Source organism: Pseudomonas plecoglossicida NBRC 103162 = DSM 15088, assembly GCF_000730665.1.
GTDB lineage: Bacteria > Pseudomonadota > Gammaproteobacteria > Pseudomonadales > Pseudomonadaceae > Aquipseudomonas > Aquipseudomonas plecoglossicida.
The window spans coordinates 1-22,162 of the sequence record NZ_BBIV01000003.1; the positions used below are offsets into that span (position 1 = coordinate 1).

The window sequence follows — 22,162 nt, forward strand, 5'->3', positions numbered from 1 at the left end:
ACAGGTCAAGCATTGCGCTGTACCTGTGGGAGCCGGCTTGCCGGCGATAGGGCAGGTTCAATCAGCCCAGATGCAGCGGCTCACTCGCCTTCGTCGAAGTAGTTGTTGATCAACGCGACCAGTGCTTCCAGTGCATCGTTGTCCTGCTCACCCTCGGTTTGCAGGTGCACCTGGGTACCTTTGCCCGCCGCCAGCATCATCACCGCCATGATGCTCTTGCCGTCCACCAGTTTGTCTGGCGCACGCCCCACCCGCACCTGGCAAGGGAAACGCCCGGCCACGCCAACGAACTTGGCTGCCGCCCGGGCATGCAGCCCCAGCTTGTTGATGATGGTGATTTCGCGGGCGGGCATCGTGGGGCGGATCCTGTGGGCTAGAGGTCGCGGTGGCGGACCTGGACGTTTTTCAGGGACTGTTGCAGCAACTGGCCAAGCCGTTCGGTGATGTAGACCGAGCGGTGGTGACCGCCGGTGCAGCCGATGGCGATGGTGACATAGGCACGGTTGCTGGCAGCGAAGCGTGGCAGCCATTTGAGCAGATAAGTGGAAATGTCGGTGAACATCTCTTCGACATCCGGTTGAGCGGCGAGGTAGTCGATGACTGGCTGCTCGAGGCCGGAATGCTCGCGCAATTCGGGCTTCCAGTACGGATTGGGCAGGCAGCGAACATCGAACACCAGGTCGGCATCGACCGGCATGCCGCGCTTGAAACCGAACGACTCGACCAGGAAGGCGGTGCCGGGCTCGGGTTGATTGAGCAGGCGCAGCTTGATCGTGTCGCGCAGTTGATAGAGGTTGAGGTTGGTGGTGTCGATCTTCAGGTCGGAGAGGTCGGAGATCGGTCCCAGCAGCTCGCTTTCCACGCGGATCGCTTCAGCCAGCGAGCGGTTAGCGTTGGTCAGCGGATGGCGACGGCGGGTTTCGGAGAATCGCTTGAGCAGCGTTTCTTCATCGGCATCGAGAAACAGTACGTCGCACTGGATATGGCGGGCACGGGCTTCTTCGAGCAGCTCGGGGAAACGCGACAGATGGCTTGGCAGGTTGCGCGCATCGATCGAGACGGCCACTTTCGGTTGCAGCAGCTCGGTGTTGATCAGCGCACTCTCCGCCAGCTGCGGCAACAAGCCGGCCGGCAGGTTGTCGATGACGTAGAAGCCGTTGTCTTCCAGTACGTCGAGGGCGGTACTCTTGCCGGAGCCGGACCGGCCGCTGACAATGATCAGGCGCATGTTCAGTGCTCGTTCTGTGCGTCCAGGACAACCTGGTAAAGGGCCTCGCTGCTGTTGGCGGCACGCAGGCGCTCGCGAACTTCCTTGCGGTCGAGCATGCTGGCGATCTGACGCAGCAGTTCCAGATGGGCATCGGTGGCAGCTTCTGGCACCAGCAGGACGAACAGCAGGTCGACTGGCGCGCCATCGATGGCGTCATAGTCGATCGGAGCATCCAGGTGCAACAGGGCGCTGACGGGCGTAGAGCACCCTTCGAGCCGACAGTGGGGAATGGCGATTCCATTGCCGAAGCCGGTGGAACCGAGCTTTTCCCGGGCAATCAGCTTTTCGAAGACGTCTTGCATCTCCAGCTCGGGTACTTGTTCGGCAATCAGGTTGGCGACCTTTTCCAGGGCGCGCTTCTTGCTGCCGCCCGGCACGTTCACCAGGGAACGGCCGGGGGTCAGGATAGTTTCAAGTCGGATCATGGATGAGGGGGATCAGCGGGCGGCTGCACCTTGCAGCAGGCTTTGCTGTTTTTCCTTGTGTTTTTTCAATTGGCGGTCGAGCTTGTCGGCCATGTCGTCGATCGCTGCATACATGTCTTCGTGTTCCGCATTTGCTACCACTTCGCCACCGGGAATCTGCAGGGTCGCTTCGACCTTCTGTTGCAGTTTCTCGACTTTCAGGATGACCTGCACGTTGGTGATCTTGTCGAAGTGACCCTCCACGCGCTTAAGCTTCTGCTCTACGTAGTCGCGCAGAGGGGGGGTGACTTCTACATGGTGTCCACTGATGTTGACTTGCATACAGCTTCTCCTTTGTTGCCCGTGCATAAAGAGGCAGGTATTGCACCTGCCCCAGAAACGCTGTGGCACACCCAGGGGCTACATCAGTCGCTTGCGCTCGCTCGACGGTGCGATGCCGAGGGACTCGCGGTACTTGGCGACGGTGCGACGGGCTACCTGGATGCCTTGTGCCTCCAGTAAACCAGCGATCTTGCTGTCACTCAATGGCTTTTTCTGATTTTCCGCCGCAACCAGTTTCTTGATGATCGCGCGGATCGCCGTGGACGAGCATTCTCCGCCTTCGGCGGTGCTGACGTGGCTGGAGAAAAAGTATTTCAGTTCGTAGATGCCGCGGGGCGTGTGCATGTATTTCTGCGTGGTGACCCGCGAAATGGTCGATTCGTGCATGCCGACGGCTTCGGCGATGTCGTGCAGCACCAGGGGCTTCATCGCCTCGTCGCCGTGGTCGAGGAAACCACGCTGATGCTCGACGATCTGCGTGGCCACCTTCATCAGCGTTTCATTGCGGCTCTGCAGGCTCTTGATGAACCAGCGCGCCTCTTGCAGCTGGTTGCGCATGAAGGTGTTGTCGGCGCTGGTATCGGCGCGGCGGACGAAGCCGGCATATTGCGGGTTCACGCGCAGGCGCGGGATGGCTTCCTGGTTCAGTTCGACCAGCCAGCGCTCGCTGTCCTTGCGCACTATCACGTCGGGCACCACGTATTCGGGTTCGCTGGACTCGATCTGCGAACCAGGGCGCGGGTTGAGGCTCTGGACCAGCTCGATCACCTGGCGCAGCTCGTCTTCCTTGAGCTTCATGCGGCGCATCAGCTGGCTGTAGTCGCGGCTGCCGAGCAGGTCGATGAAATCGCTGACCAGGCGCTGGGCTTCGCTCATCCATGGCGTGCTGGCGGGCAGTTGGCGCAGTTGCAGCAGCAGGCACTCGCCAAGGGTGCGGGCACCGACGCCGGCAGGCTCGAACTGCTGGATGCGGTGCAGCACCGCTTCGATCTCGTCGAGTTCGATATCCAGTTCCGGGTCGAAGCCGGCGCAAATCTCTTCCAGCGTGTCTTCCAGGTAGCCCTGGCCGTTGATGCTGTCGATCAGGGTGACGGCGATCAGACGGTCGGTGTCGGACATCGGTGCCAGGTTCAGTTGCCACAGCAGGTGGCTTTGCAGGCTTTCGCCTGCCGATGTGCGCGTGGTGAAGTCCCACTCGTCGTCATCGTTGCTCGGCAGGCTGCTGGCGCTGGTCTGGTAGATGTCTTCCCAGGCGGTATCGACCGGAAGCTCATTGGGGATTCGCTCGTTCCACTCACCGTCCTCCAGGGTTTCGGCACTGCTGGTGCTTTCCTGGAAGCTGTTGTCCTGGGTTTCGGCAACCGGCTTGCTCTCGGCGTTGTCCGCCATCGGGTCGCTGTTGTCGAAGTCGTCGCCGTCTTCCTGGCGTTCGAGCATCGGATTGGACTCCAGCGCTTCCTGGATTTCCTGTTGCAGGTCCAGGGTGGAAAGCTGAAGGAGGCGGATGGCCTGTTGCAACTGCGGAGTCATCGTCAGTTGCTGGCCCATTTTTAGGACGAGCGATGGTTTCATGGCTGGGGCTAAATACCTTGTTCGCCGGCGCGCATGCGCCATCCACTACACGAGGGCGCCGGAGCGCCAAATTCAAGCAAGTTTTATGCCTTAAATTGTAGCGTTTGCCTAGAGCACTGTAACAACTTAAGCCCCGTCAGGAGACGTTTGCCAGTGCTCCAGGCACATCCGGGGTCAGAGTCGGAACTCGTGACCCAGATAAACTTCCTTCACCAGGTCGTTGGCCAGGATGGTCTCGGCATCGCCCTCGGCGATCAGTTGGCCATCGTTGACAATGTAGGCGGTTTCGCAGATATCCAGGGTTTCGCGGACGTTGTGGTCGGTGATCAGCACGCCGATGCCTTTCGCCTTGAGGTGGTGGATGATCTGCTTGATGTCGCCCACCGAAATCGGGTCGACACCGGCAAAAGGTTCGTCCAGCAGGATGAACTTCGGCGCGGTCGCCAGCGCGCGGGCAATCTCGACGCGGCGGCGTTCGCCACCGGAAAGGCTCATGCCGAGGTTGTCGCGGATATGGCTGATGTGGAACTCCTGCAGCAGGCTTTCCAGTTCCTTGCGTCGGCCATCACGGTCGATATCCTGGCGCGTCTCGAGGATCGCCATGATGTTGTCGGCCACCGACAGCTTGCGGAAGATCGATGCCTCCTGCGGCAGGTAGCCGATACCGGCGCGGGCGCGGCCGTGCATGGGCTGGTGGCTGACGTCGAGGTTGTCGATCAGTACGCGACCCTGGTCGGCCTGGACCAGGCCGACGATCATGTAGAAGCAGGTGGTCTTGCCGGCGCCGTTGGGGCCTAGCAGGCCGACGATCCGGCCACTGTCGATAGACAGGCTGACATCGCGCACGACTTGCCGGCCTTTGTAGCTCTTGGCCAGATGCTGGGCTTTGAGGGTTGCCATTTACTCGGCCTTCTTCTTCGGCTGGATCACCATGTCGATGCGCTGACGTGGTTGAGTCACGTTGCCACCACGACCGGCGGTCGCAACCTGGGTCTTGGTGTTGTAGACGATCTTCTCGCCTTCGGTGGTGTTGCCTTCGTTCTCGACCTTGGCGCGGTCGGTGAGGATCACCATGTCTTTCTGCGACTGGTACTGGATGGTGACTGCCCAGCCTTTCATCTTGTCGGGCTTCTCGGCGCTCTGCTGCTGCTCGAAGTAGGCCAGGTTGCCCACCGAGGTCACCACGTCGATATCGCCGGACGGGGCGCGAGTGATGGTCACGGTGTTGCCTTTGATCATCATCGAACCCTGGGTGATGATCACATCGCCGGTATAGGTGGCCACGCCCTGCTTGTCGTCCAGGTGAGCGTTGTCGGCCTGGATGCGAATAGGCTGGTCACGGTCATTCGGCAGGGCGAAGGCGCTCGCGCTTCCCAGTGCTGCGCTCAGGCTGAGCAAAAGGGGGAGGGTTTTAACGAGCCTCATACTGTCCTCTTACGTTAGAAAGCAAGTCCATCTTGCCTTCTTTCAAATACGCTTTCATTCCCTTGCCTGTGGTCGTGCCACCGGCGCCGTCGATTCTAACGGCTTGCTCGGTCTGCGCATATTGCTTCTCTGGGAATACCGTCATGCGCGAGCTGGTAATGATCAATTCGCGCTGTTTTTCGTCCGTGCGGGCGACCCGCACGTTGTCGATCAGTTCGACCTCGCTGCCGTCGGGGTTGACCTCGGCGCGAACGCTCTGCACGTGCCATGGGAACTCGGTGCCGCGGTACATGTGCAGGTCGGGCGTGGTCACCATTGTGACTTCGCTGGCCTTGAGGTGTTCGACCTTGTCGGCGGTCATTTCGTACTGCAGCTTGCCATCGGGAAGAAACTGCAGGCTGTGGGCGTTGATCGCGTAGTAGTCGATGGCACTTTCATCGACCTGGGCCACGGGCTCGTCGAGGAAGCTTTCAGGGCTGACATTCCAGTACCCGATCGCCACCAGCAGGGCGGCGATCAGCGCGAGCAGCACGGTATTGCGGGCTTTCTTGCTGAACATGTTCGGCCTTAGAGGTAATTGGCATTGGCAGCGTCCAGGGTGCCCTGGGCCTGCATGATCAGTTCGCAGAACTCGCGTGCGGCGCCTTCACCACCGCGCGCCTGGGTCACGCCGTGGGCGTGCTGGCGAACGAACGGCGCGGCATTGGCCACCGCCATGCCCAGGCCGACCCGGCGAATCACCGGCAGGTCTGGCAGGTCATCGCCCAGATAGGCGACCTGTTCATAGCTTAGGCCCAGTTCGGCGAGCAGGCTGTCGAGCACCACCAATTTGTCCTCGCGGCCCTGGAACAGATGCGGGATGCCGAGGTTTTTCGCGCGACGTTCGACGACCGGGGTCTTGCGTCCGCTGATGATTGCCGTGGTCACGCCCGCGGCCATGAGCATCTTGATGCCGTGGCCGTCGAGGGTGTTGAAGGTCTTGAACTCGCTACCGTCCTCGAGAAAGTACAGCCGTCCGTCGGTCAGCACGCCATCGACATCGAATACGGCGAGCTTGATGGCTTTGCCACGTTGCAGCAGATCCTGGGTCATTGTGGGGTTCTCCTTTACATCACGCCAGCGCGCAGCAGGTCATGCATGTTCAGGGCGCCGGTCGGGCGGTCGTCCTTGTCGACGACCACCAGGGCGCTGATCTTGTGGTCTTCCATGATCTTGAGGGCCTCGGCCGCGAGCATCTCGGCGCGAGCGGTCTTGCCGTGCACGGTCATCACCTGGTCGATCAGGGTGGTGTGCACGTCGATACTGCGGTCCAGGCTGCGGCGCAGGTCGCCGTCGGTGAAGATCCCGGCCAGCCTGCCGTCCTGTTCGAGAACGACGGTCATGCCCAGGCCCTTGCGGGACATCTCCAGGAGTGCGTCCTTGAGCAGCGTGCCGCGTTGCACCTGCGGCAGCTCGTCACCGGCGTGCATGACGTTCTCGACCTTGAGCAGCAAGCGCCGGCCCAGGGCTCCGCCCGGGTGCGAGAAGGCGAAGTCCTCGGCGGTGAAACCACGCGCTTCGAGCAGGGCGATGGCCAGCGCGTCGCCCAGCACCAGGGCCGCAGTGGTGGAGGAGGTAGGCGCCAGGTTCAGCGGGCAAGCCTCCTGGGCGACACTGGCGTCGAGGTTGACCTCGGCTGCCTTGGCCAGAGGCGAATCCGGATTGCCGGTCAGGCTGATCAACTGGATGCCCAGGCGCTTGATCAATGGCAGCAAGGTGACGATCTCGGCAGTGCTGCCCGAGTTGGACAGGGCGAGAATGACATCGTCGCGAGTGATCATGCCCATGTCGCCATGGCTGGCTTCGGCCGGGTGCACGAAGAATGCCGTGGTGCCAGTGCTGGCCAGGGTCGCGGCGATCTTGTTGCCGATATGTCCGGATTTGCCCATGCCGACCACCACCACGCGGCCCTTGCTCGCCAGAATCAGCTCGCACGCCTTGACGAAGTTGGCGTCGATACGGGCCATCAGGCCTTCCACGGCCTCGAGTTCAAGGCGCAGTGTGCGCTGGGCGGATTGGATCAACTCGCTGGATTGGCTCATGTTGGAAAGCGATGCCTGAAGAAAAGGCGGCGATTATAGCCGCAATGGAAGAAAGCCTCATCCTTTCGATTCTGCTGACGAAAAACCATCAAAGCCTGTCATTGGCCTGAACGGGTCGTTCCATGGCCTTGGGGGCGGCCTGTCAGCGGTGCTATAGTTCGCCGCTATTCGGCCTGCCAGGGGGCGCGTGTGCCTTCCTGAGAGGGACCGGCGTCCATAAGGACAAGCCTGCACTAGCAAGGAGTCTAGATGAGTGTGGATAGCGCCTACGCGGTCGAGTTGAAGGGCGTCACCTTCAAGCGCGGTTCGCGCAGCATTTTCAGCAATGTCGACATACGCATTCCGCGTGGCAAGGTCACCGGCATCATGGGGCCGTCGGGTTGCGGCAAGACCACGCTGCTACGCCTGATGGGTGCGCAATTGCGTCCGGCGAGCGGCGAGGTATGGGTGGCCGGCCAGAACCTGCCGAGCCTGTCGCGCAGCGACCTGTTCGACGCGCGCAAGCAGATGGGGGTTCTGTTCCAGAGCGGCGCCCTGTTCACTGACCTCGATGTGTTCGAGAACGTCGCCTTCCCGTTGCGTGTGCACACCCAGCTGTCGGACGAGATGATCCGTGACATCGTCCTGATGAAGCTGCAGGCAGTCGGCCTGCGCGGCGCCATCGACCTGATGCCCGACGAATTGTCCGGCGGCATGAAGCGTCGGGTGGCGCTGGCGCGGGCGATCGCGCTGGATCCGCAGATCCTCATGTACGACGAACCGTTCGTCGGCCAGGACCCGATCGCGATGGGGGTGCTGGTGCGGCTGATCCGTCTGCTCAACGATGCCCTTGGCATTACCAGCATCGTGGTGTCCCACGACCTGGCCGAAACGGCCAGCATCGCCGACTACATCTACGTGGTGGGTGATGGTCAGGTATTGGGTCAGGGCACGCCCGACGAGCTGATGGGGTCGGATAATCCGCGCATTCGCCAGTTCATGAAGGGTGATCCGGACGGCCCGGTGCCATTCCATTTTCCTGCGCCTGACTACCGCGCCGATCTGCTGGGGGCGCGTTGATGCGTAGAAAATCCTTACTGGAGCGTATTCGCCTGATGGGCCGTTCGGCTATCGACGTGCTGGCGGTGCTGGGGCGCTCCTGCCTGTTCCTGTTCCATGCCCTGGTCGGCCGTGGCGGTATCGGCGGCGGTTTCCAGTTGCTGACCAAGCAGCTGTATTCGGTGGGCGTGCTGTCGCTGGCGATCGTGGTCGTGTCGGGTGTGTTCATCGGCATGGTGCTGGCGCTGCAGGGCTACAGCATCCTGACCAAGTACGGTTCCGAGCAGGCGGTCGGGCAGATGGTGGCCTTGACCCTGCTGCGTGAACTGGGCCCGGTGGTCACTGCGTTGCTGTTCGCCGGGCGTGCGGGTTCTGCGCTGACGGCCGAAATCGGCAACATGAAGTCCACCGAGCAGCTGTCGAGCCTTGAAATGATCGGCGTCGACCCGCTCAAGTACATCGTCGCGCCGCGCTTGTGGGCCGGTTTCATTTCCCTGCCGTTGCTGGCACTGATCTTCAGTGTGGTCGGCATCTGGGGTGGTTCGTGGGTCGCGGTGGACTGGCTGGGCGTCTACGAAGGCTCCTTCTGGGCCAACATGCAGAACAGTGTTTCCTTTACCGACGACGTGCTCAACGGGCTGGTCAAGAGCCTGGTGTTCGCCTTCGTCTCGACCTGGATCGCCGTATTCCAGGGGTACGACTGCGAGCCCACCTCGGAAGGGATCAGCCGTGCCACCACCAAGACCGTGGTCTATGCCTCATTGGCAGTACTGGGTCTGGACTTTATTCTGACCGCCTTGATGTTTGGAGATTTCTGATGCAAAACCGCACCCTGGAAATCGGTGTCGGCCTGTTCCTGCTGGCCGGGATCCTGGCGCTGCTGCTGCTGGCCCTGCGTGTCAGCGGGCTGTCGGCCAGCCCGAGCAGCGATACCTACAAAGTTTACGCCTACTTCGACAATATCGCCGGATTGACGGTCAGAGCTAAAGTGACCATGGCCGGTGTGACGATCGGCAAGGTCACCGCCATCGATCTGGACCGTGATTCGTACACCGGTCGGGTGACGCTGCAGCTGGACAAGACGGTCGACAACCTGCCGTCGGACTCCACTGCCTCGATCCTGACCGCGGGTCTGCTTGGCGAGAAGTACATCGGCATCAGCGTGGGCGGCGAAGAAGAGGTGCTCAAGGACGGTGCAACCATCCATGACACCCAGTCGGCACTGGTGCTGGAAGATCTGATTGGCAAGTTCCTGCTCAACTCCGTTGGCAAGGAACCGAAAGAAGCGCAACCGGCTAATTAAGGAGTTTCCATGATTTCGATCCTGCGACGTGGCCTGCTGGTCCTGCTGGCGGCTTTCCCTCTGCTGGCCCTGGCAGCGCAATCACCTCATGAGGTGGTTCAAGGCACCACCAATGAACTGCTGAGTGATCTCAAGGCCAACAAGGAGCAGTACAAGACCAACCCGCAGGCGTTCTACGATGCACTCAATCGCATCCTGGGCCCGGTGGTCGATTCCGATGGCATTTCCAAGAGCATCATGACCGTCAAGTACTCGCGCAAGGCCACGCCCGAGCAGATGCAGCGCTTCCAGGAAAACTTCAAGCGCAGCCTGATGCAGTTCTATGGCAACGCACTGCTCGAGTACAACAACCAGGGCATCGTCGTCGATCCGGCCAAGGCAGACGACGGCAAGCGCGCCAGCGTCGGCATGAAGGTCACCGGCAACAACGGTGCCGTGTACCCGGTGCAATACACCCTGGAAAACCTGGGTGGCGAGTGGAAGGTGCGTAACGTCATCGTCAACGGCATCAACGTCGGCAAGCTGTTCCGTGACCAGTTCGCCGACGCCATGCAGCGCAACGGCAACGACCTGGACAAGACCATCGACGGCTGGGCCGGCGAAGTGGCCAAGGCCAAGGAAACTGCCGAAAGTTCGCCAGAGAAGAGCGTCAAATGAGCGAGTCCGATGTGAGCATGGTCGAGCCGGGCGTGTTGCGCCTGGCCGGCGTGCTGGACTACCGCAGCGGCCCGGCCTTGCGCAAGCAGGGCAAGGGCTTGATCGCCGCCTGTCGTGAAACGAAGCTGGTGCTCGATTGCTCGTCGGTGGACAAGTCGTCCAGCGTCGGCTTGTCGTTGCTGCTTGCCTTCATGCGTGACGCCCAGGCTGCCGGCAAGACCTGCGAAGTTCGCGGGATGCCGGAGGACATGCGGGAAATTGCCGAGGTCTATGACCTCGATGAAGTACTGGCGAGCTGATGGCTCGTCACTGATGGAGGGCCCCTCGGTCAGCGCGCACACTCGGTGGGCTTCGCAGGCGAGGGGCTTTTTTGTATGATGGCCGACCCGTGCGCATCGGGCGCCGATTGAGGTTGAGCATGCAGGCCGTAGAAGTTAAGAACTTCCTTGAAGAGAAATTGCCGGGATCCCGGGTCGAAGTTGAAGGCGAAGGCTGCAACTTCCAGTTGAACGTGATCAGCGACGAGTTGGCTGGCCTGAGCCCGGTCAAGCGCCAGCAGGCGATCTATGCTCACCTGAATCCCTGGATCGCCAATGGCAGCATCCATGCGGTAACCATGAAATTTTTCAGCAGCGCAGCCTGGGCTGAGCGCACCTGAGCCAACTTGGCGGCGAGACTCCAATGGACAAACTGATTATTACTGGCGGCGCTCGCCTCGATGGCGAGATCCGCATTTCTGGCGCGAAGAACGCGGCCCTGCCGATTCTGGCGGCGACCCTGCTGGCCGATGGCCCGGTCACCGTGGGCAACCTGCCGCACCTGCACGACATCACCACCATGATCGAGCTGTTCGGACGCATGGGCATCGAGCCTGTGATCGACGAGAAGCTGGCGGTGGAGATCGATCCACGCACCATCAAGACCCTGGTCGCGCCTTACGAACTGGTCAAGACCATGCGCGCCTCGATCCTGGTGCTCGGCCCGATGGTCGCGCGCTTCGGCAAGGCCGAAGTGGCCCTGCCAGGTGGCTGCGCGATCGGCTCGCGCCCCGTCGACCTGCACATCCGCGGCCTCGAGGCCATGGGTGCGAAGATCGAAGTGGAAGGCGGCTACATCAAGGCCCAGGCGCCTGAAGGCGGCCTGCGTGGCGCGCACTTCTTCTTCGATACCGTCAGCGTGACCGGTACCGAGAACATCATGATGGCCGCCGCCCTGGCCAACGGCCGCAGCGTCCTGCAGAACGCCGCGCGCGAGCCTGAGGTGGTCGACCTGGCCAACTTCATCAACGCCATGGGCGGCAAGGTCCAGGGCGCGGGTACCGATACCATCACCATCGATGGTGTTCAGCGTCTGGACTCGGCCAACTACCGCGTGATGCCAGACCGTATCGAGACCGGCACCTACCTGGTCGCCGCTGCCGTGACCGGCGGCCGCGTCAAGGTCAAGGACACCGATCCGACCATCCTCGAGGCGGTGCTGGAGAAGCTCAAGGAAGCGGGTGCCGACATCACCACCGGCGAAGACTGGATCGAGCTGGACATGCATGGCAAGCGGCCGAAAGCCGTCAACCTGCGTACCGCCCCGTACCCGGCGTTCCCGACCGACATGCAGGCTCAGTTCATCTCGCTGAACGCCATCGCCGAAGGCACTGGCGCGGTCATCGAGACGATCTTCGAGAACCGCTTCATGCACGTGTACGAAATGCACCGCATGGGCGCGCAGATCCAGGTCGAAGGCAACACCGCCATCGTCACTGGCGTACCGACGCTCAAGGGCGCCCCGGTAATGGCCACCGACCTGCGCGCATCCGCCAGCCTGGTGCTGTCGGCGCTGGTTGCCGAAGGCGATACCCTGATCGATCGCATCTACCACATCGACCGTGGCTACGAGTGCATCGAAGAAAAACTGCAGATGCTGGGCGCGAAGATCCGTCGCGTACCGGGCTAGTCATCTGCCTGGCGCAGGGACGCGCCTCACGAATCGAATGCGGTCGGGCCAGCGGGCCCGGCCGGCAGTAGCCGCTTAAGGACCGACGTTCCAATGTTGACCATCGCGCTTTCCAAAGGCCGTATCCTCGACGATACCCTGCCGTTGCTGGCCGAGGCCGGTATCGTGCCTACCGAGAATCCGGACAAGAGCCGCAAGCTGATCATCCCGACCACGCAGGACGACGTGCGCCTGCTGATCGTGCGTGCCACCGATGTGCCGACCTATGTCGAGCATGGCGCCGCCGACCTTGGCGTGGCAGGCAAGGACGTGCTGATGGAGTACGCTGGCCAGGGCCTGTACGAGCCGCTGGACCTGCAGATCGCCCGCTGCAAGCTGATGACCGCAGGCGCGGTCGGTGCACCGGAGCCCAAGGGCCGCCTGCGTGTGGCTACCAAGTTCGTCAACGTGGCCAAGCGCTACTATGCCGAACAGGGACGCCAGGTCGACATCATCAAGCTGTACGGCTCGATGGAGCTGGCCCCCTTGATCAACCTTGCCGACAAGATCATCGACGTCGTCGACACCGGCAACACCCTGCGCGCCAACGGCCTGGAGCCTCAGGAACTGATCGCCACGATCAGCTCGCGCCTGGTGGTCAACAAGGCATCGATGAAGATGCAGCACGCCCGCATCCAGAGCCTGATCGACACGCTGCGCGGAGCGGTCGATTCGCGACACCGCGGCTAACTCCCTACCTACTGCGCGGCCTTCGCTGTCGCGCCCGTCTATCCGCGTCATAGCCATTTTTCTCGGGTGCCCGCGCGGATGGATTGGTAGCCTAGGGCGCCTGAGCATTCGCCAATAATCGAGGCCCTCGCCATGACCGTGTCCACTGCAATTGCCCGTCTCAACGCTGCTGATCCGGATTTCGCCCGACATCTGGATCATCTGCTGAGCTGGGAAAGCGTGTCCGATGACGCGGTCAATCAGCGCGTGCTCGACATCATCAAGGCCGTGCGCGAGCGTGGCGATGCAGCGTTGGTGGAATTCACCCAGCGTTTCGATGGCGTCGACGCGAAATCCATCGACGACCTGATCCTGGGTCGCGAGCGCCTGGAACTGGCCCTGACCCGCATTACCCCGGTCCAGCGTGAAGCCCTGGAGAAGGCTGCCAACCGTGTGCGCCTGTACCACGAGCGGCAGAAGCAGGATTCCTGGCAGTACACCGAAGCCGACGGCACTGTACTGGGTCAGAAGGTCACCCCGCTGGACCGCGCCGGCCTCTATGTGCCCGGCGGCAAGGCGTCGTACCCGTCGTCGGTACTGATGAACGCCATTCCCGCCAAGGTCGCTGGCGTCACCGAAGTGGTGATGGTCGTGCCGACCCCGCGTGGCGAGGTCAACGAGCTGGTGTTGGCCGCGGCCTGCATTGCCGGTGTCGATCGCGTGTTCACCGTCGGCGGCGCCCAGGCAGTCGCGGCGCTCGCCTACGGCACCGAGAGCGTGCCGCAGGTCGACAAGATCGTCGGTCCGGGCAACATCTACGTGGCCACCGCCAAGCGCCATGTATTCGGCCAGGTCGGTATCGACATGATCGCCGGCCCTTCGGAAATCCTCGTGGTGTGCGATGGCCAGACCGACCCGGACTGGATCGCCATGGACCTGTTCTCCCAGGCCGAACACGATGAAGATGCCCAGGCCATCCTGGTCAGCCCGGATGCTGCATTCCTCGACCGCGTCGCCGCCAGCATCGACAAGCTGCTGCCGACCATGGAGCGCGCCGAGATCATCGAGAAATCCATCAACGGCCGCGGCGCGCTGATCCAGGTGCGCGACATGCAGCAGGCGATCGAGGTGGCCAATCGCATCGCACCCGAGCACCTGGAGCTGTCGGTCGCCGACCCGCAGGCCTGGTTGCCGCAGATCCGCCACGCCGGTGCGATCTTCATGGGGCGCCACACCAGCGAGGCGCTGGGCGACTACTGCGCAGGCCCCAATCACGTGCTGCCGACTTCCGGCACGGCGCGTTTCTCGTCGCCGCTGGGGGTGTACGACTTCCAGAAGCGTTCGTCGATCATCTTCTGCTCCGAGCAGGGCGCATCCGAGCTGGGTCATACCGCCTCCGTCCTGGCCCGTGGCGAATCGCTGACCGCCCACGCGCGCAGCGCCGAATACCGCATCCTGACCCAAGACAAGGGGAACTGAGCATGAGTCGATTCTGGAGCCCCTTCGTCAAGGACCTGGTGCCTTACGTCCCGGGCGAGCAGCCCAAGCTGGCCCGTCTGGTCAAGCTCAACACCAACGAGAACCCCTATGGGCCGTCGCCCAAGGCGCTGGAAGCCATGCGTGGTGAGCTCAACGACAACCTGCGCCTGTACCCGGACCCGAACGGCGACCGGCTCAAGCAGGCAGTGGCTGAGTATTACGGTGTAACGCCCGCCCAGGTATTCGTCGGCAACGGCTCGGACGAGGTGCTGGCGCACATCTTCCACGGCCTGTTCCAGCATGGCGCGCCGCTGCTGTTCCCGGATGTCAGCTACAGCTTCTACCCGGTGTACTGCGGCCTGTACGGCATCCCGTACGAGCAGGTGCCGCTGGACGAGCAGTTCCAGATCCGTGTGCAGGACTACAACAAGCCCAACGCCGGCATCATCTTCCCCAACCCCAACGCGCCGACAGGCTGCTTGTTGCCGTTGCAGGCGATCGAGCAGCTGCTGCAGGCCAACCGCGACTCGGTGGTGGTGGTGGATGAAGCCTACATCGACTTCGGTGGCGAAACGGCCATCAGCCTGGTGGGGCGTTACGACAACCTGCTGGTCACCCAGACCCTGTCGAAATCGCGCTCGCTGGCCGGGTTGCGGGTTGGTCTGGCCGTGGGTCACCCTGACCTGATCGAGGCGCTGGAGCGGATCAAGAACAGCTTCAACTCCTACCCGCTGGACCGCATGGCGATCGTTGGCGCGGCGGCGGCGTTCGAAGACCGGGCGTATTTCGAGGAAACCTGTCGCCAGGTGATCGACAGCCGCGAGGTGCTGGTAGAGCAATTGACGGCCAGGGGCTTCGAAGTGCTGCCTTCGGCTGCAAACTTCATCTTCGCCCGTCATCCGCAGCAGGATGCCGCGCAACTGGCTGCACGCCTGCGTGAACAGGGCGTGATCGTGCGTCACTTCAAGCAGCAGCGCATTGCCCAGTTCCTGCGCATCACCATCGGCACGCCGGAGATGAACCAGGCGCTGATCGACGCCTTGGGCTGATTGTCATCGGGGCCGTACTGCGGCCCCTTTGTTCAATAGGCAACTTTCTCGTTGGCATGCGGTTTACCGGCCGGTTCATTGCGCACCGCCGCCGCAGTGCCATTGAGCATCAGCAGGTAATCGTTGACCTGTTTCATCCCGTCTGGATCTGTCCACTGCCCGTGAGCCGCTGGCACTTCTGTCAGCAGGTAGCCATTCCTGTAGATCGTCACGCCTGCGCTGGAAGCGCTGTTCCATAACAAGCGCGCGCGGCTTTCGTCGGCCCTTGCCTTGCGCACTCCGGTCTCGCCCAGTAGCGGAGTGCCGTCGAGGTTCCATTTGGGCTGCAGATCGACCCCCATGTGCCGCAGCACGGTGGGTGCAACCGACGTTTGCGCGGCATGGCTGTACAGGTTGTTGGGGCCTGGATTGTCCTCTGGAATGCTGGGCTCGGTCAGCTCCTCGTTCAACACCTTGTTGCTGGCGATGAACACGGTCTTTTCCTGCTCCGTCACGCCGCCATGTTCTTTGCCCCAGAAGTCGCGGCCATGGTCCGTGCTGACGATGACCAGCCAATCTTCCTGGGGATGCTCCTTCGCACGCGCTTCGACCTTGTCCAGCAGCCGCCCGATCCTGTTGTCGGTTTCGCGCAGCGCGAGTTGATAGCGCTCGCCGAAGCCGCTGCCATGGCCAGCCTGGTCAGGCTCGTCGAGCTGGATGAAGGTGAAGTCGGCCGATTGCCTGTCGAGGATTTCCAGGGTGCGTTCGATGACCTGATCATCCGACAAGCCGCTTTCGCGCACATCATTGTCCTTTGCGTCTTCGAGCAGGAACGCAGTGTTGATGGGGCCCCAGTTCACCACGCTGGCCAGGTAGGCATTCGGCAGCGCCTGTCGCAGCCTTTTGAACAGGCTGGGAAACGCTGGGTCGACCCGCAGTGACTCGACATTGCCGGTAACGCCATGCTTGTTCGCCCACACGCCGGTCAGCAAGGTGATCCAGCCGGGGCCGCTGACGGTCGCCTGTTCGCTGCCGCGGCCGGTGATGCCGCCAGCATAGGCCTTGGCGTAGTGCAGCCGGCGCTTGAGCTGGGTGTCGTCACCCAGCGCTTCGTAGTGCTGCAGTTGAACGCCATCGACACCGATGAACAGGGTCTTGGGCTGCGGCGCCGCAGATCCTGCATCGCAGCCAGAGAGCAGCAGACATGCCAGCAATAGCGACTCGGTCATGCGCATGGGGAGACATCCTTGATCCTGTTGTCGGAAGCGTTGCAACAAAATGCGGCGTTCACAACTGGTAAAAATGTCAGTGGCATTGATGGCCTCCCAAGGTTCGCGTAAGCTTGAAAAATTCATAGGATGATTGGTTGAGTAGCATGAGTAGCGAATTGCCTCGACGCTCCCTGGTCGAGCTCGCCGTCGAGCGGATGCGCGAACGCATTCTCCAGGGCGACTGGGCCGTCGGTGAGCGCCTGCCGACCGAGCCTGTGCTGGCAGTGGACATGGGCATCAGCCGCAACACCGTGCGCGAAGCCATGCGCGTGCTGGCATTCAGCGGCCTGGTAGAGATCCGTCAGGGAGATGGTAGCTACCTGCGCACCTGCCAGGACCCCTTGCAAGCCGTGCTGGCCATGTCTCGCAGTACGCCTGAACAGGCCCGAGAGACCCGGCACATACTCGAAAGCGAAGCCATCGGCCTTGCGGCGCTGCGGCGCACCGACGAGGACTTGCGAGGCTTGCGCGAAGCCCTTCAAGCCAGCGCAGCGCACTTTCACGGCGACATCAACGCGTATGTCAGCTGCGACCTGGTATTTCACCAGCGCCTGATCGATGCCGCACACAACCCGGCCCTGAGCGAGTTGTACCGTTATTTCTCGGGCGTAGTCAGCGCGGCCTTGCAGCGCAACATGGCCACGGTGCCCCGCTGCCAGGCGACCTTCGACCTGCATGGGCAGATCCTCGCCGCCATCGAACAACGCGATCCGGAGCAGGCCAAGCGCCTGAGCCGTACCCTCATCGAATCCTGAGCACGAGAAGGCCATGGCTGAACCTATCACCCGCGAGCGAGAGCTCGATGAACTGCTGATCGACGCCGAAGCCGACGACGCCCAGGTGCAGCAACAGGCTGTCGTGCTGCGCCGGCCATGGCTGTTGTTGCTGGGGCTGGTGCTGGTGGCGCTGAACCTGCGCCCGGCGCTGTCGAGCATGGCGCCTGTGCTGGGCCAGGTGTCGGAGGGCCTGGGCCTGAATGCATCGCAGGCCGGCCTGCTGACCACCCTGCCAGTACTCTGCCTGGGGTTGTTCGCGCCACTGGCGCCGATGCTTGCGCGGCGGTTCGGCAGCGAGCGGGTAATCCTCGGCATCTTGTTGACGCTTGCCCTGGGCATCCTGGTGCGCAGTGCATTGGGGGCCGTCGGGGTGTTCGTGGGCAGCCTGATGGCGGGCGCCAGTATCGGCATCATCGGCGTGTTGCTGCCGGGTATCGTCAAGCGTGATTTCCCCAAGCATGCCGGGACCTTGACCGGGGTCTACACCATGGCACTGTGCCTTGGGGCGGCCATGGCCGCTGGCGCCACCGTGCCACTGAGCCAGCATTTCGACGACAGCTGGGCCGCTGGCCTGGGCTTCTGGATGCTGCCGGCGCTGCTGGCGATGCTGGTCTGGTTGCCCCAGGCGCGTCAGGGCCATGGCCTGCACAAGGTGGCCTACCGGGTGCGCGGGTTGTGGCGTGATCCGCTGGCGTGGCAAGTCACCCTGTACATGGGCCTGCAGTCGTCATTGGCCTATATCGTCTTTGGCTGGTTGCCGTCGATCCTCATCGGCCGTGGCCTGAGCCCGACCGAGGCCGGGCTGGTGCTTTCCGGCTCGGTGATCGTGCAGTTGATCAGCTCGTTGGCTGCACCATGGCTGGCGACGCGCGGCAAGGACCAGCGACTGGCCATCGTGATCGTGATGCTGGTCACCCTGGCCGGCCTGTTAGGCTGCCTGTATGCACCGATCGAGGGACTCTGGGGGTGGGCGGTTCTGCTGGGGTTGGGGCAGGGCGGTACCTTCGCCCTGGCATTGACGCTGATCGTGCTGCGCTCGAAGGATGCGCATGTGGCAGCGAACCTTTCGAGCATGGCTCAAGGGGTGGGGTACACGCTGGCGTCCATGGGGCCTTTCGCGGTCGGCCTGGTGCACGACCTGACCGGAGGCTGGGCGGCGGTGGGGTGGATTTTCGCCGTGCTGGGCGTGGGGGCCATCGTGTTCGGGCTGGGCGCGGGGCGGGCGCTGCATGTGCAGGTGACCTGCGAAAAGCTCTGAAATCGAGTGTGGCCTTACTGGCCCTGTCGCCGGCACTGGCATCCACAAGCGGAGCAGATTATCGTTCTGCTTCCGACCGCCAGGAGGGCCCGCCCATGAGCGACGCCAATCATGACCTGATCACCCGCTTCTACCAGGCCTTCCAGCGCCTGGACGCCGAGGCAATGGTGGCCTGCTACAGCGAAGACATCGTGTTCAGCGACCCCGTCTTTGGCACCTTGCGCGGGCGTGATGCCGGTGACATGTGGCGCATGCTCACTGCCCGAGCCAAGGACTTTTCCCTGACCTTCGACCAGGTTCGTGCCGATGCCGGCAGCGGCTGCGCCCACTGGGTGGCAACCTACCTGTTCAGCCAGACCGGCCGGGTTGTCATCAATGATATCCAGGCGCGCTTCGTCATCCGTGACGGCCTGATCTGTCAGCACGACGACAGCTTCGATCTGTGGCGCTGGTCGCGTCAGGCGCTGGGCATGCCGGGGGTATTGATGGGCTGGTCATCGCTGTTGCAGAACAAGGTGCGCCAGCAGGCGTTCAAAGGCCTGCGTGCCTTCCAGCAGGCGAGCTGAGCGTTCGATGGCAAGCGACGTATCCGCAACCACGCTCGGCAAGCCCTGGTATGTCTACCTGGTGCGGGCCGCCAACGGCTCCCTGTACTGCGGCATCAGCGATGACCCTGCGCGGCGTTTCGTTGCGCACCAGAAGGGGCAGGGTGCACGCTATTTCAAGACCAGCCCGGCTCAGGCGCTGGTGTATGTCGAGCAGTGGCCGGACAAGGGCGAGGCCCTGCGTCAGGAGCGCCTGGTGAAGAAACTGCGCAAGTCGGCAAAGGAGGCGCTGGTCGCCTCCTATGCTGGTTGCTGATCAGTCCTTGCGGCGCTTGAGCTGATCCACCAGCTGGGTTGGCAGCCCCTTGATGATCAAGGTCCCGGCCACCTCGTCGTATTCCACCTTGTCACCCAGCAAGTGCGCCTCGAAACTGATCGACAGGCCTTCGGCGCGGCCGGTGAAGCGGCGGAACTGGTTGAGGGTGCGTTTGTCCGCAGGGATTTCCGGTGACAGGCCGTAGTCCTTGTTGCGGATATGGTCGTAGAAGGCCTTGGGGCGATCCTCGTCGATCAGGCTGGAGAGCTCTTCCAGGGTCACAGGCTCCCCCAGCTTGGTCTGGGTGGTGGCGTAGTCGACCAGGGTCTGGGTCTTTTCGCGGGCCGATTCCTCTGGCAGGTCCTCGCTTTCGACGAAATCGCTGAAGGCCTTGAGCAGGGTGCGGGTCTCGCCGGGGCCGTCGACGCCTTCCTGGCAGCCGATGAAGTCGCGGAAGTAGTCCGAGACCTTCTTGCCGTTCTTGCCCTTGATGAACGAGATGTACTGCCTGGAGTTCTGGTTGTTCTTCCACTCCGACAAGTTGATGCGCGCCGCCAGGTGCAGTTGGCCCAGGTCCAGATGGCGCGAAGGCGTCACATCCAGCTCGGCGTTCACCGCCACGCCTTCACTGTGGTGCAGCAGGGCGATCGCCAGGTAGTCGGTCATGCCTTGCTGGTAGTGGGCGAAGAGGATGTGGCCGCCCGTGGAGAGGTTCGATTCTTCCATCAGCTTCTGCAGGTGCTCGACGGCTGTCCGGCTGAAGGCGGCAAAATCCTTCTCGTCTTCAAGGTACTGCTTGAGCCAGCCGCTCAAGGGATAGGCCCCCGATTCGCCGTGGAAGAACCCCCAAGCCTTGCCCTGTTTGGCGTTGTAGCTGTCGTTGAGGTCGGCCAGCAGGTTTTCGATGGCATCCGATGCCGCAAGCTCCGTGTCCCGTGCGTGGAGCACGGCAGGGCTGCCATCGGGCTTCTTGTCGATCAGGTGAACGATGCAGTGACGGATTGGCATGGGGGTCTCGGCGAGTCTGGGGCGGTCAGGGGCCGCGCTGCAAAAGTGGTCAAGTTTACCCCAGGTGCCCGGTGGTGCAGTGGCCGGATGTTGGCAGAAATGCCTGTTGTTCGATTTTTGTTCAATTTTGTGCGTTTTCGGCTGAACCCCCCGAAAAACCTGCATAAAAGCGAAGCGGGCAGCGGATATTTATCCTTTCCTGTGGTAGCTTTGCGCGGTCTTGCGCACCTCGGGTGGCGCATTGCTGGCAGCGTGCTTGCGCCGTGTCGAACCAAACGCCGATTTTCGCATCTACATGCGCGATTGGCGCGGCCCTCCATCTTTCAGGGGCTGGCCCGATAACGTCGTAGAACGCTGCATAACCACTGAATTTGATAGGGAAGGAACATCACCATGGCATTGACCAAAGACCAACTGATTGCCGACATCGCCGAGTCGATCGACGCGCCGAAAACCACTGCTCGCGCTGCGCTGGAGCAACTGGGCCAGATCGTTGCCGACCAACTGGAAAACGGCGCTGAAATCACCCTGCCAGGCATCGGCAAGCTGAAAGTCTCCGAGCGTCCTGCCCGTACCGGCCGCAACCCTTCGACTGGCGCTGCCATCGAAATCGCTGCCAAGAAAGTCGTCAAGTTCGTTCCAGCCAAGTCGCTGACCGACTCCGTCAACAAGTAATTGTTGGCGTTTTGACGAAACCGCGCCCGGCTTGTCCGGGCGCGGTTTTTTCATGCCTGCGATTTGCGCCGGGCCTGCCAGTCCTTGCGTGCGCTGTCGTCGTGGAAGCTCCAGGCGATCATGCGGCTCTGCTTCTGCCCCTGGCCCATCTCGACGATGCGCCGGGCCTTGACGCCGGCCTTGTTAAGGGCCGACTCGATGCCCGGCAGGTTGCTGGCCTTGGATACCAGGCTGGTGAACCACAGCACCTGCTCGGCGTATTGCACGCTTTCGCCGATCAACTGCGTGACGAAACGAATCTCGCCGCCCTCGCACCACAGCTCGTTGTTCTGTCCGCCGAAGTTGAGCACGGGCAGTTTTCGCTTGGGGTCCTGCTTGCCAAGGTTCTTCCACTTGCGTTGGCTGCCGCGGGTGGCTTCTTCGCGCGAGGCATGGAAGGGCGGGTTGCACAGGGTCAGGTCGAAGCGGTCGTCTGCCTGCAGCAGGCCGCTGAGGATGTGCTTGCGGTCGCCTTGCTGGCGCAGGGCGATGCCCTTTGTCAGGCCGTTGGCCTGGACGATGGCCTTGGCCGATGCCAGCGCCACCGGGTCGATGTCGCTGCCCAGAAAGCGCCAGCGATAGTCGCTGTGCCCAAGCAGCGGGTAGATGCAGTTGGCGCCCACACCGATGTCCAGCGCGCGCACCTGGGCGCCCTTGGGGACTTCGCCGGCATTGTCTTCGGCCAGCAGGTCGGCGGCCACGTGGATGTAGTCCGCGCGACCGGGTATGGGTGGGCACAGGTAGTCGGCGGGAATGTCCCAGTGCTGGATGCCGTACTGGGCCTTGAGCAAGGCGCGGTTGAACACCCGCACGGCCTCGGGGTTGGCGAAGTCGATGCTGGGTTTGCCGTGGGGGTTGGTGATGGTGAAGCGGGCCAGGTCCGGGTGGGCCTTGATCAGGCTGGGGAAGTCGTAGCGGCCCTGGTGGCGGTTGCGCGGGTGCAGGGTGGGTTTCTCGGTCATGGTGAGGTCCTGAAAAAGCATCGCCGGCAAGCCGGCTCCCACAGGTACGGCGTTGTCC

At 62.5% G+C, this 22,162-nt stretch carries 28 protein-coding genes; 15 read left to right on the plus strand and 13 right to left on the minus strand.

The annotated features are described in order from the left end of the window. Positions 1–80: 80 nt before the first annotated feature. The 10 genes from PPL01S_RS01460 to PPL01S_RS01505 all read right to left on the minus strand — a co-directional run bounded on the left by PPL01S_RS01460 (position 81) and on the right by PPL01S_RS01505 (position 7,094). The gene (locus tag PPL01S_RS01460) at positions 81–353 is read right to left on the minus strand and encodes an HPr family phosphocarrier protein (RefSeq protein ID WP_016392684.1); all 273 of its coding nucleotides are present in this window, start codon (positions 351–353) and stop codon (positions 81–83) included. A 20-nt stretch (positions 354–373) separates the two neighbouring features. Continuing rightward, entirely contained in the window at positions 374–1,228 is an 855-nt protein-coding gene (gene rapZ / locus PPL01S_RS01465; RefSeq protein WP_016392683.1) for an RNase adapter RapZ, read from the minus strand. Positions 1,229–1,230: 2 nt separating this feature from the next. Further along, entirely contained in the window at positions 1,231–1,695 is a 465-nt protein-coding gene (gene ptsN, locus PPL01S_RS01470; RefSeq protein WP_016392682.1) for a PTS IIA-like nitrogen regulatory protein PtsN, read from the minus strand. A 12-nt stretch (positions 1,696–1,707) separates the two neighbouring features. Next, entirely contained in the window at positions 1,708–2,016 is a 309-nt protein-coding gene (gene hpf / locus PPL01S_RS01475) for a ribosome hibernation-promoting factor, HPF/YfiA family (protein ID WP_016392681.1), read from the minus strand. Between the two features lie 78 nt (positions 2,017–2,094). Further along, positions 2,095–3,588 carry an RNA polymerase factor sigma-54 gene (locus PPL01S_RS01480; protein WP_016392680.1) on the minus strand — a complete coding sequence of 498 codons (1,494 nt, stop codon included), beginning with the start codon at positions 3,586–3,588 and terminating at the stop codon, positions 2,095–2,097. A gap of 174 nt (positions 3,589–3,762) precedes the next feature. Continuing rightward, a complete protein-coding gene (lptB, locus tag PPL01S_RS01485) occupies positions 3,763–4,488 on the minus strand; it encodes an LPS export ABC transporter ATP-binding protein (protein WP_016392679.1) in 726 nt (241 codons plus the stop codon). Continuing rightward, entirely contained in the window at positions 4,489–5,013 is a 525-nt protein-coding gene (gene lptA, locus PPL01S_RS01490; protein WP_028625181.1) for a lipopolysaccharide transport periplasmic protein LptA, read from the minus strand. After that, the gene (gene lptC, locus PPL01S_RS01495) at positions 5,000–5,572 is read right to left on the minus strand and encodes an LPS export ABC transporter periplasmic protein LptC (RefSeq protein WP_016392677.1); all 573 of its coding nucleotides are present in this window, start codon (positions 5,570–5,572) and stop codon (positions 5,000–5,002) included. The genes lptA and lptC overlap by 14 nt, the downstream gene beginning before the upstream one ends. A gap of 8 nt (positions 5,573–5,580) precedes the next feature. Beyond that, positions 5,581–6,105 (minus strand): KdsC family phosphatase, encoded by a 525-nt coding sequence (locus PPL01S_RS01500; RefSeq protein ID WP_016392676.1) that lies wholly within the window; start codon positions 6,103–6,105, stop codon positions 5,581–5,583. Between the two features lie 14 nt (positions 6,106–6,119). Next, on the minus strand, positions 6,120–7,094 hold the full coding sequence (locus tag PPL01S_RS01505; protein ID WP_016392675.1) for a KpsF/GutQ family sugar-phosphate isomerase: 975 nt from the start codon (positions 7,092–7,094) through the stop codon (positions 6,120–6,122). A gap of 249 nt (positions 7,095–7,343) precedes the next feature. Here PPL01S_RS01505 and PPL01S_RS01510 point away from each other — a divergent pair, with 249 nt between their 5' ends. The 10 genes from PPL01S_RS01510 (at position 7,344) to hisC (ending at position 15,275) form a co-directional block, all read left to right on the plus strand. Further along, positions 7,344–8,153, plus strand: coding sequence for an ATP-binding cassette domain-containing protein (locus tag PPL01S_RS01510; protein ID WP_008092462.1), 810 nt, complete (start codon positions 7,344–7,346; stop codon positions 8,151–8,153). After that, a complete protein-coding gene (gene mlaE, locus PPL01S_RS01515) occupies positions 8,153–8,950 on the plus strand; it encodes a lipid asymmetry maintenance ABC transporter permease subunit MlaE (RefSeq protein WP_016392674.1) in 798 nt (265 codons plus the stop codon). Before PPL01S_RS01510 ends, mlaE begins: the two co-directional genes overlap by 1 nt. Beyond that, complete coding sequence (gene mlaD, locus PPL01S_RS01520) at positions 8,950–9,435, plus strand: outer membrane lipid asymmetry maintenance protein MlaD (protein WP_016392673.1); 486 nt, start codon at positions 8,950–8,952, stop codon at positions 9,433–9,435. Before mlaE ends, mlaD begins: the two co-directional genes overlap by 1 nt. A gap of 9 nt (positions 9,436–9,444) precedes the next feature. Beyond that, a complete protein-coding gene (locus PPL01S_RS01525; protein WP_016392672.1) occupies positions 9,445–10,092 on the plus strand; it encodes an MlaC/ttg2D family ABC transporter substrate-binding protein in 648 nt (215 codons plus the stop codon). Continuing rightward, complete coding sequence (locus tag PPL01S_RS01530; protein WP_016392671.1) at positions 10,089–10,391, plus strand: STAS domain-containing protein; 303 nt, start codon at positions 10,089–10,091, stop codon at positions 10,389–10,391. Before PPL01S_RS01525 ends, PPL01S_RS01530 begins: the two co-directional genes overlap by 4 nt. A gap of 119 nt (positions 10,392–10,510) precedes the next feature. After that, positions 10,511–10,750 (plus strand): BolA family protein, encoded by a 240-nt coding sequence (locus tag PPL01S_RS01535; protein ID WP_016392670.1) that lies wholly within the window; start codon positions 10,511–10,513, stop codon positions 10,748–10,750. Between the two features lie 23 nt (positions 10,751–10,773). After that, the gene (gene murA / locus PPL01S_RS01540; RefSeq protein ID WP_016392669.1) at positions 10,774–12,039 is read left to right on the plus strand and encodes a UDP-N-acetylglucosamine 1-carboxyvinyltransferase; all 1,266 of its coding nucleotides are present in this window, start codon (positions 10,774–10,776) and stop codon (positions 12,037–12,039) included. Between the two features lie 93 nt (positions 12,040–12,132). Then, on the plus strand, positions 12,133–12,768 hold the full coding sequence (gene hisG, locus PPL01S_RS01545) for an ATP phosphoribosyltransferase (RefSeq protein ID WP_016392668.1): 636 nt from the start codon (positions 12,133–12,135) through the stop codon (positions 12,766–12,768). 132 nt (positions 12,769–12,900) lie between these two features. Then, a complete protein-coding gene (gene hisD, locus PPL01S_RS01550) occupies positions 12,901–14,226 on the plus strand; it encodes a histidinol dehydrogenase (protein ID WP_016392667.1) in 1,326 nt (441 codons plus the stop codon). A gap of 2 nt (positions 14,227–14,228) precedes the next feature. After that, positions 14,229–15,275 carry a histidinol-phosphate transaminase gene (gene hisC / locus PPL01S_RS01555; RefSeq protein WP_016392666.1) on the plus strand — a complete coding sequence of 349 codons (1,047 nt, stop codon included), beginning with the start codon at positions 14,229–14,231 and terminating at the stop codon, positions 15,273–15,275. A 32-nt stretch (positions 15,276–15,307) separates the two neighbouring features. Here hisC and PPL01S_RS01560 read toward each other — a convergent pair whose 3' ends face one another. Then, a complete protein-coding gene (locus PPL01S_RS01560) occupies positions 15,308–16,489 on the minus strand; it encodes an alkaline phosphatase family protein (RefSeq protein ID WP_016392665.1) in 1,182 nt (393 codons plus the stop codon). Positions 16,490–16,629: 140 nt separating this feature from the next. Here PPL01S_RS01560 and PPL01S_RS01565 point away from each other — a divergent pair, with 140 nt between their 5' ends. The 4 genes from PPL01S_RS01565 to PPL01S_RS01580 all read left to right on the plus strand — a co-directional run bounded on the left by PPL01S_RS01565 (position 16,630) and on the right by PPL01S_RS01580 (position 19,420). Then, entirely contained in the window at positions 16,630–17,280 is a 651-nt protein-coding gene (locus PPL01S_RS01565) for a FadR/GntR family transcriptional regulator (RefSeq protein ID WP_016392664.1), read from the plus strand. A gap of 13 nt (positions 17,281–17,293) precedes the next feature. Then, a complete protein-coding gene (locus PPL01S_RS01570; protein ID WP_016392663.1) occupies positions 17,294–18,559 on the plus strand; it encodes a CynX/NimT family MFS transporter in 1,266 nt (421 codons plus the stop codon). A gap of 95 nt (positions 18,560–18,654) precedes the next feature. Further along, positions 18,655–19,125 (plus strand): nuclear transport factor 2 family protein, encoded by a 471-nt coding sequence (locus PPL01S_RS01575; RefSeq protein ID WP_016392662.1) that lies wholly within the window; start codon positions 18,655–18,657, stop codon positions 19,123–19,125. Positions 19,126–19,132: 7 nt separating this feature from the next. Next, the gene (locus PPL01S_RS01580) at positions 19,133–19,420 is read left to right on the plus strand and encodes a GIY-YIG nuclease family protein (RefSeq protein WP_028625182.1); all 288 of its coding nucleotides are present in this window, start codon (positions 19,133–19,135) and stop codon (positions 19,418–19,420) included. Here the strand turns inward: PPL01S_RS01580 and yejK are convergent, their stop codons facing one another. Beyond that, the gene (gene yejK, locus PPL01S_RS01585) at positions 19,421–20,428 is read right to left on the minus strand and encodes a nucleoid-associated protein YejK (protein ID WP_016392660.1); all 1,008 of its coding nucleotides are present in this window, start codon (positions 20,426–20,428) and stop codon (positions 19,421–19,423) included. A gap of 393 nt (positions 20,429–20,821) precedes the next feature. Here yejK and PPL01S_RS01590 point away from each other — a divergent pair, with 393 nt between their 5' ends. Beyond that, positions 20,822–21,103, plus strand: a complete 282-nt coding sequence (locus PPL01S_RS01590) for an HU family DNA-binding protein (RefSeq protein ID WP_016392659.1) — start codon at positions 20,822–20,824, stop codon at positions 21,101–21,103. Positions 21,104–21,153: 50 nt separating this feature from the next. On the opposite strand, the gene rlmF is transcribed toward PPL01S_RS01590, so the two are convergent. Further along, on the minus strand, positions 21,154–22,104 hold the full coding sequence (gene rlmF, locus PPL01S_RS01595) for a 23S rRNA (adenine(1618)-N(6))-methyltransferase RlmF (RefSeq protein ID WP_016392658.1): 951 nt from the start codon (positions 22,102–22,104) through the stop codon (positions 21,154–21,156). Positions 22,105–22,162: the final 58 nt, after the last annotated feature.

Coding starts and splice junctions, on each gene's coding strand:
- PPL01S_RS01460 (WP_016392684.1), bottom strand. CDS start 353: ATGCCCGCCCGCGAAATCACCATCATCAACAAGCTGGGGCTGCATGCC.
- rapZ (WP_016392683.1), bottom strand. CDS start 1,228: ATGCGCCTGATCATTGTCAGCGGCCGGTCCGGCTCCGGCAAGAGTACC.
- ptsN (WP_016392682.1), bottom strand. CDS start 1,695: ATGATCCGACTTGAAACTATCCTGACCCCCGGCCGTTCCCTGGTGAAC.
- hpf (WP_016392681.1), bottom strand. CDS start 2,016: ATGCAAGTCAACATCAGTGGACACCATGTAGAAGTCACCCCCCCTCTG.
- PPL01S_RS01480 (WP_016392680.1), bottom strand. CDS start 3,588: ATGAAACCATCGCTCGTCCTAAAAATGGGCCAGCAACTGACGATGACT.
- lptB (WP_016392679.1), bottom strand. CDS start 4,488: ATGGCAACCCTCAAAGCCCAGCATCTGGCCAAGAGCTACAAAGGCCGG.
- lptA (WP_028625181.1), bottom strand. CDS start 5,013: ATGAGGCTCGTTAAAACCCTCCCCCTTTTGCTCAGCCTGAGCGCAGCA.
- lptC (WP_016392677.1), bottom strand. CDS start 5,572: ATGTTCAGCAAGAAAGCCCGCAATACCGTGCTGCTCGCGCTGATCGCC.
- PPL01S_RS01500 (WP_016392676.1), bottom strand. CDS start 6,105: ATGACCCAGGATCTGCTGCAACGTGGCAAAGCCATCAAGCTCGCCGTA.
- PPL01S_RS01505 (WP_016392675.1), bottom strand. CDS start 7,094: ATGAGCCAATCCAGCGAGTTGATCCAATCCGCCCAGCGCACACTGCGC.
- PPL01S_RS01510 (WP_008092462.1), top strand. CDS start 7,344: ATGAGTGTGGATAGCGCCTACGCGGTCGAGTTGAAGGGCGTCACCTTC.
- mlaE (WP_016392674.1), top strand. CDS start 8,153: ATGCGTAGAAAATCCTTACTGGAGCGTATTCGCCTGATGGGCCGTTCG.
- mlaD (WP_016392673.1), top strand. CDS start 8,950: ATGCAAAACCGCACCCTGGAAATCGGTGTCGGCCTGTTCCTGCTGGCC.
- PPL01S_RS01525 (WP_016392672.1), top strand. CDS start 9,445: ATGATTTCGATCCTGCGACGTGGCCTGCTGGTCCTGCTGGCGGCTTTC.
- PPL01S_RS01530 (WP_016392671.1), top strand. CDS start 10,089: ATGAGCGAGTCCGATGTGAGCATGGTCGAGCCGGGCGTGTTGCGCCTG.
- PPL01S_RS01535 (WP_016392670.1), top strand. CDS start 10,511: ATGCAGGCCGTAGAAGTTAAGAACTTCCTTGAAGAGAAATTGCCGGGA.
- murA (WP_016392669.1), top strand. CDS start 10,774: ATGGACAAACTGATTATTACTGGCGGCGCTCGCCTCGATGGCGAGATC.
- hisG (WP_016392668.1), top strand. CDS start 12,133: ATGTTGACCATCGCGCTTTCCAAAGGCCGTATCCTCGACGATACCCTG.
- hisD (WP_016392667.1), top strand. CDS start 12,901: ATGACCGTGTCCACTGCAATTGCCCGTCTCAACGCTGCTGATCCGGAT.
- hisC (WP_016392666.1), top strand. CDS start 14,229: ATGAGTCGATTCTGGAGCCCCTTCGTCAAGGACCTGGTGCCTTACGTC.
- PPL01S_RS01560 (WP_016392665.1), bottom strand. CDS start 16,489: ATGCGCATGACCGAGTCGCTATTGCTGGCATGTCTGCTGCTCTCTGGC.
- PPL01S_RS01565 (WP_016392664.1), top strand. CDS start 16,630: ATGAGTAGCGAATTGCCTCGACGCTCCCTGGTCGAGCTCGCCGTCGAG.
- PPL01S_RS01570 (WP_016392663.1), top strand. CDS start 17,294: ATGGCTGAACCTATCACCCGCGAGCGAGAGCTCGATGAACTGCTGATC.
- PPL01S_RS01575 (WP_016392662.1), top strand. CDS start 18,655: ATGAGCGACGCCAATCATGACCTGATCACCCGCTTCTACCAGGCCTTC.
- PPL01S_RS01580 (WP_028625182.1), top strand. CDS start 19,133: ATGGCAAGCGACGTATCCGCAACCACGCTCGGCAAGCCCTGGTATGTC.
- yejK (WP_016392660.1), bottom strand. CDS start 20,428: ATGCCAATCCGTCACTGCATCGTTCACCTGATCGACAAGAAGCCCGAT.
- PPL01S_RS01590 (WP_016392659.1), top strand. CDS start 20,822: ATGGCATTGACCAAAGACCAACTGATTGCCGACATCGCCGAGTCGATC.
- rlmF (WP_016392658.1), bottom strand. CDS start 22,104: ATGACCGAGAAACCCACCCTGCACCCGCGCAACCGCCACCAGGGCCGC.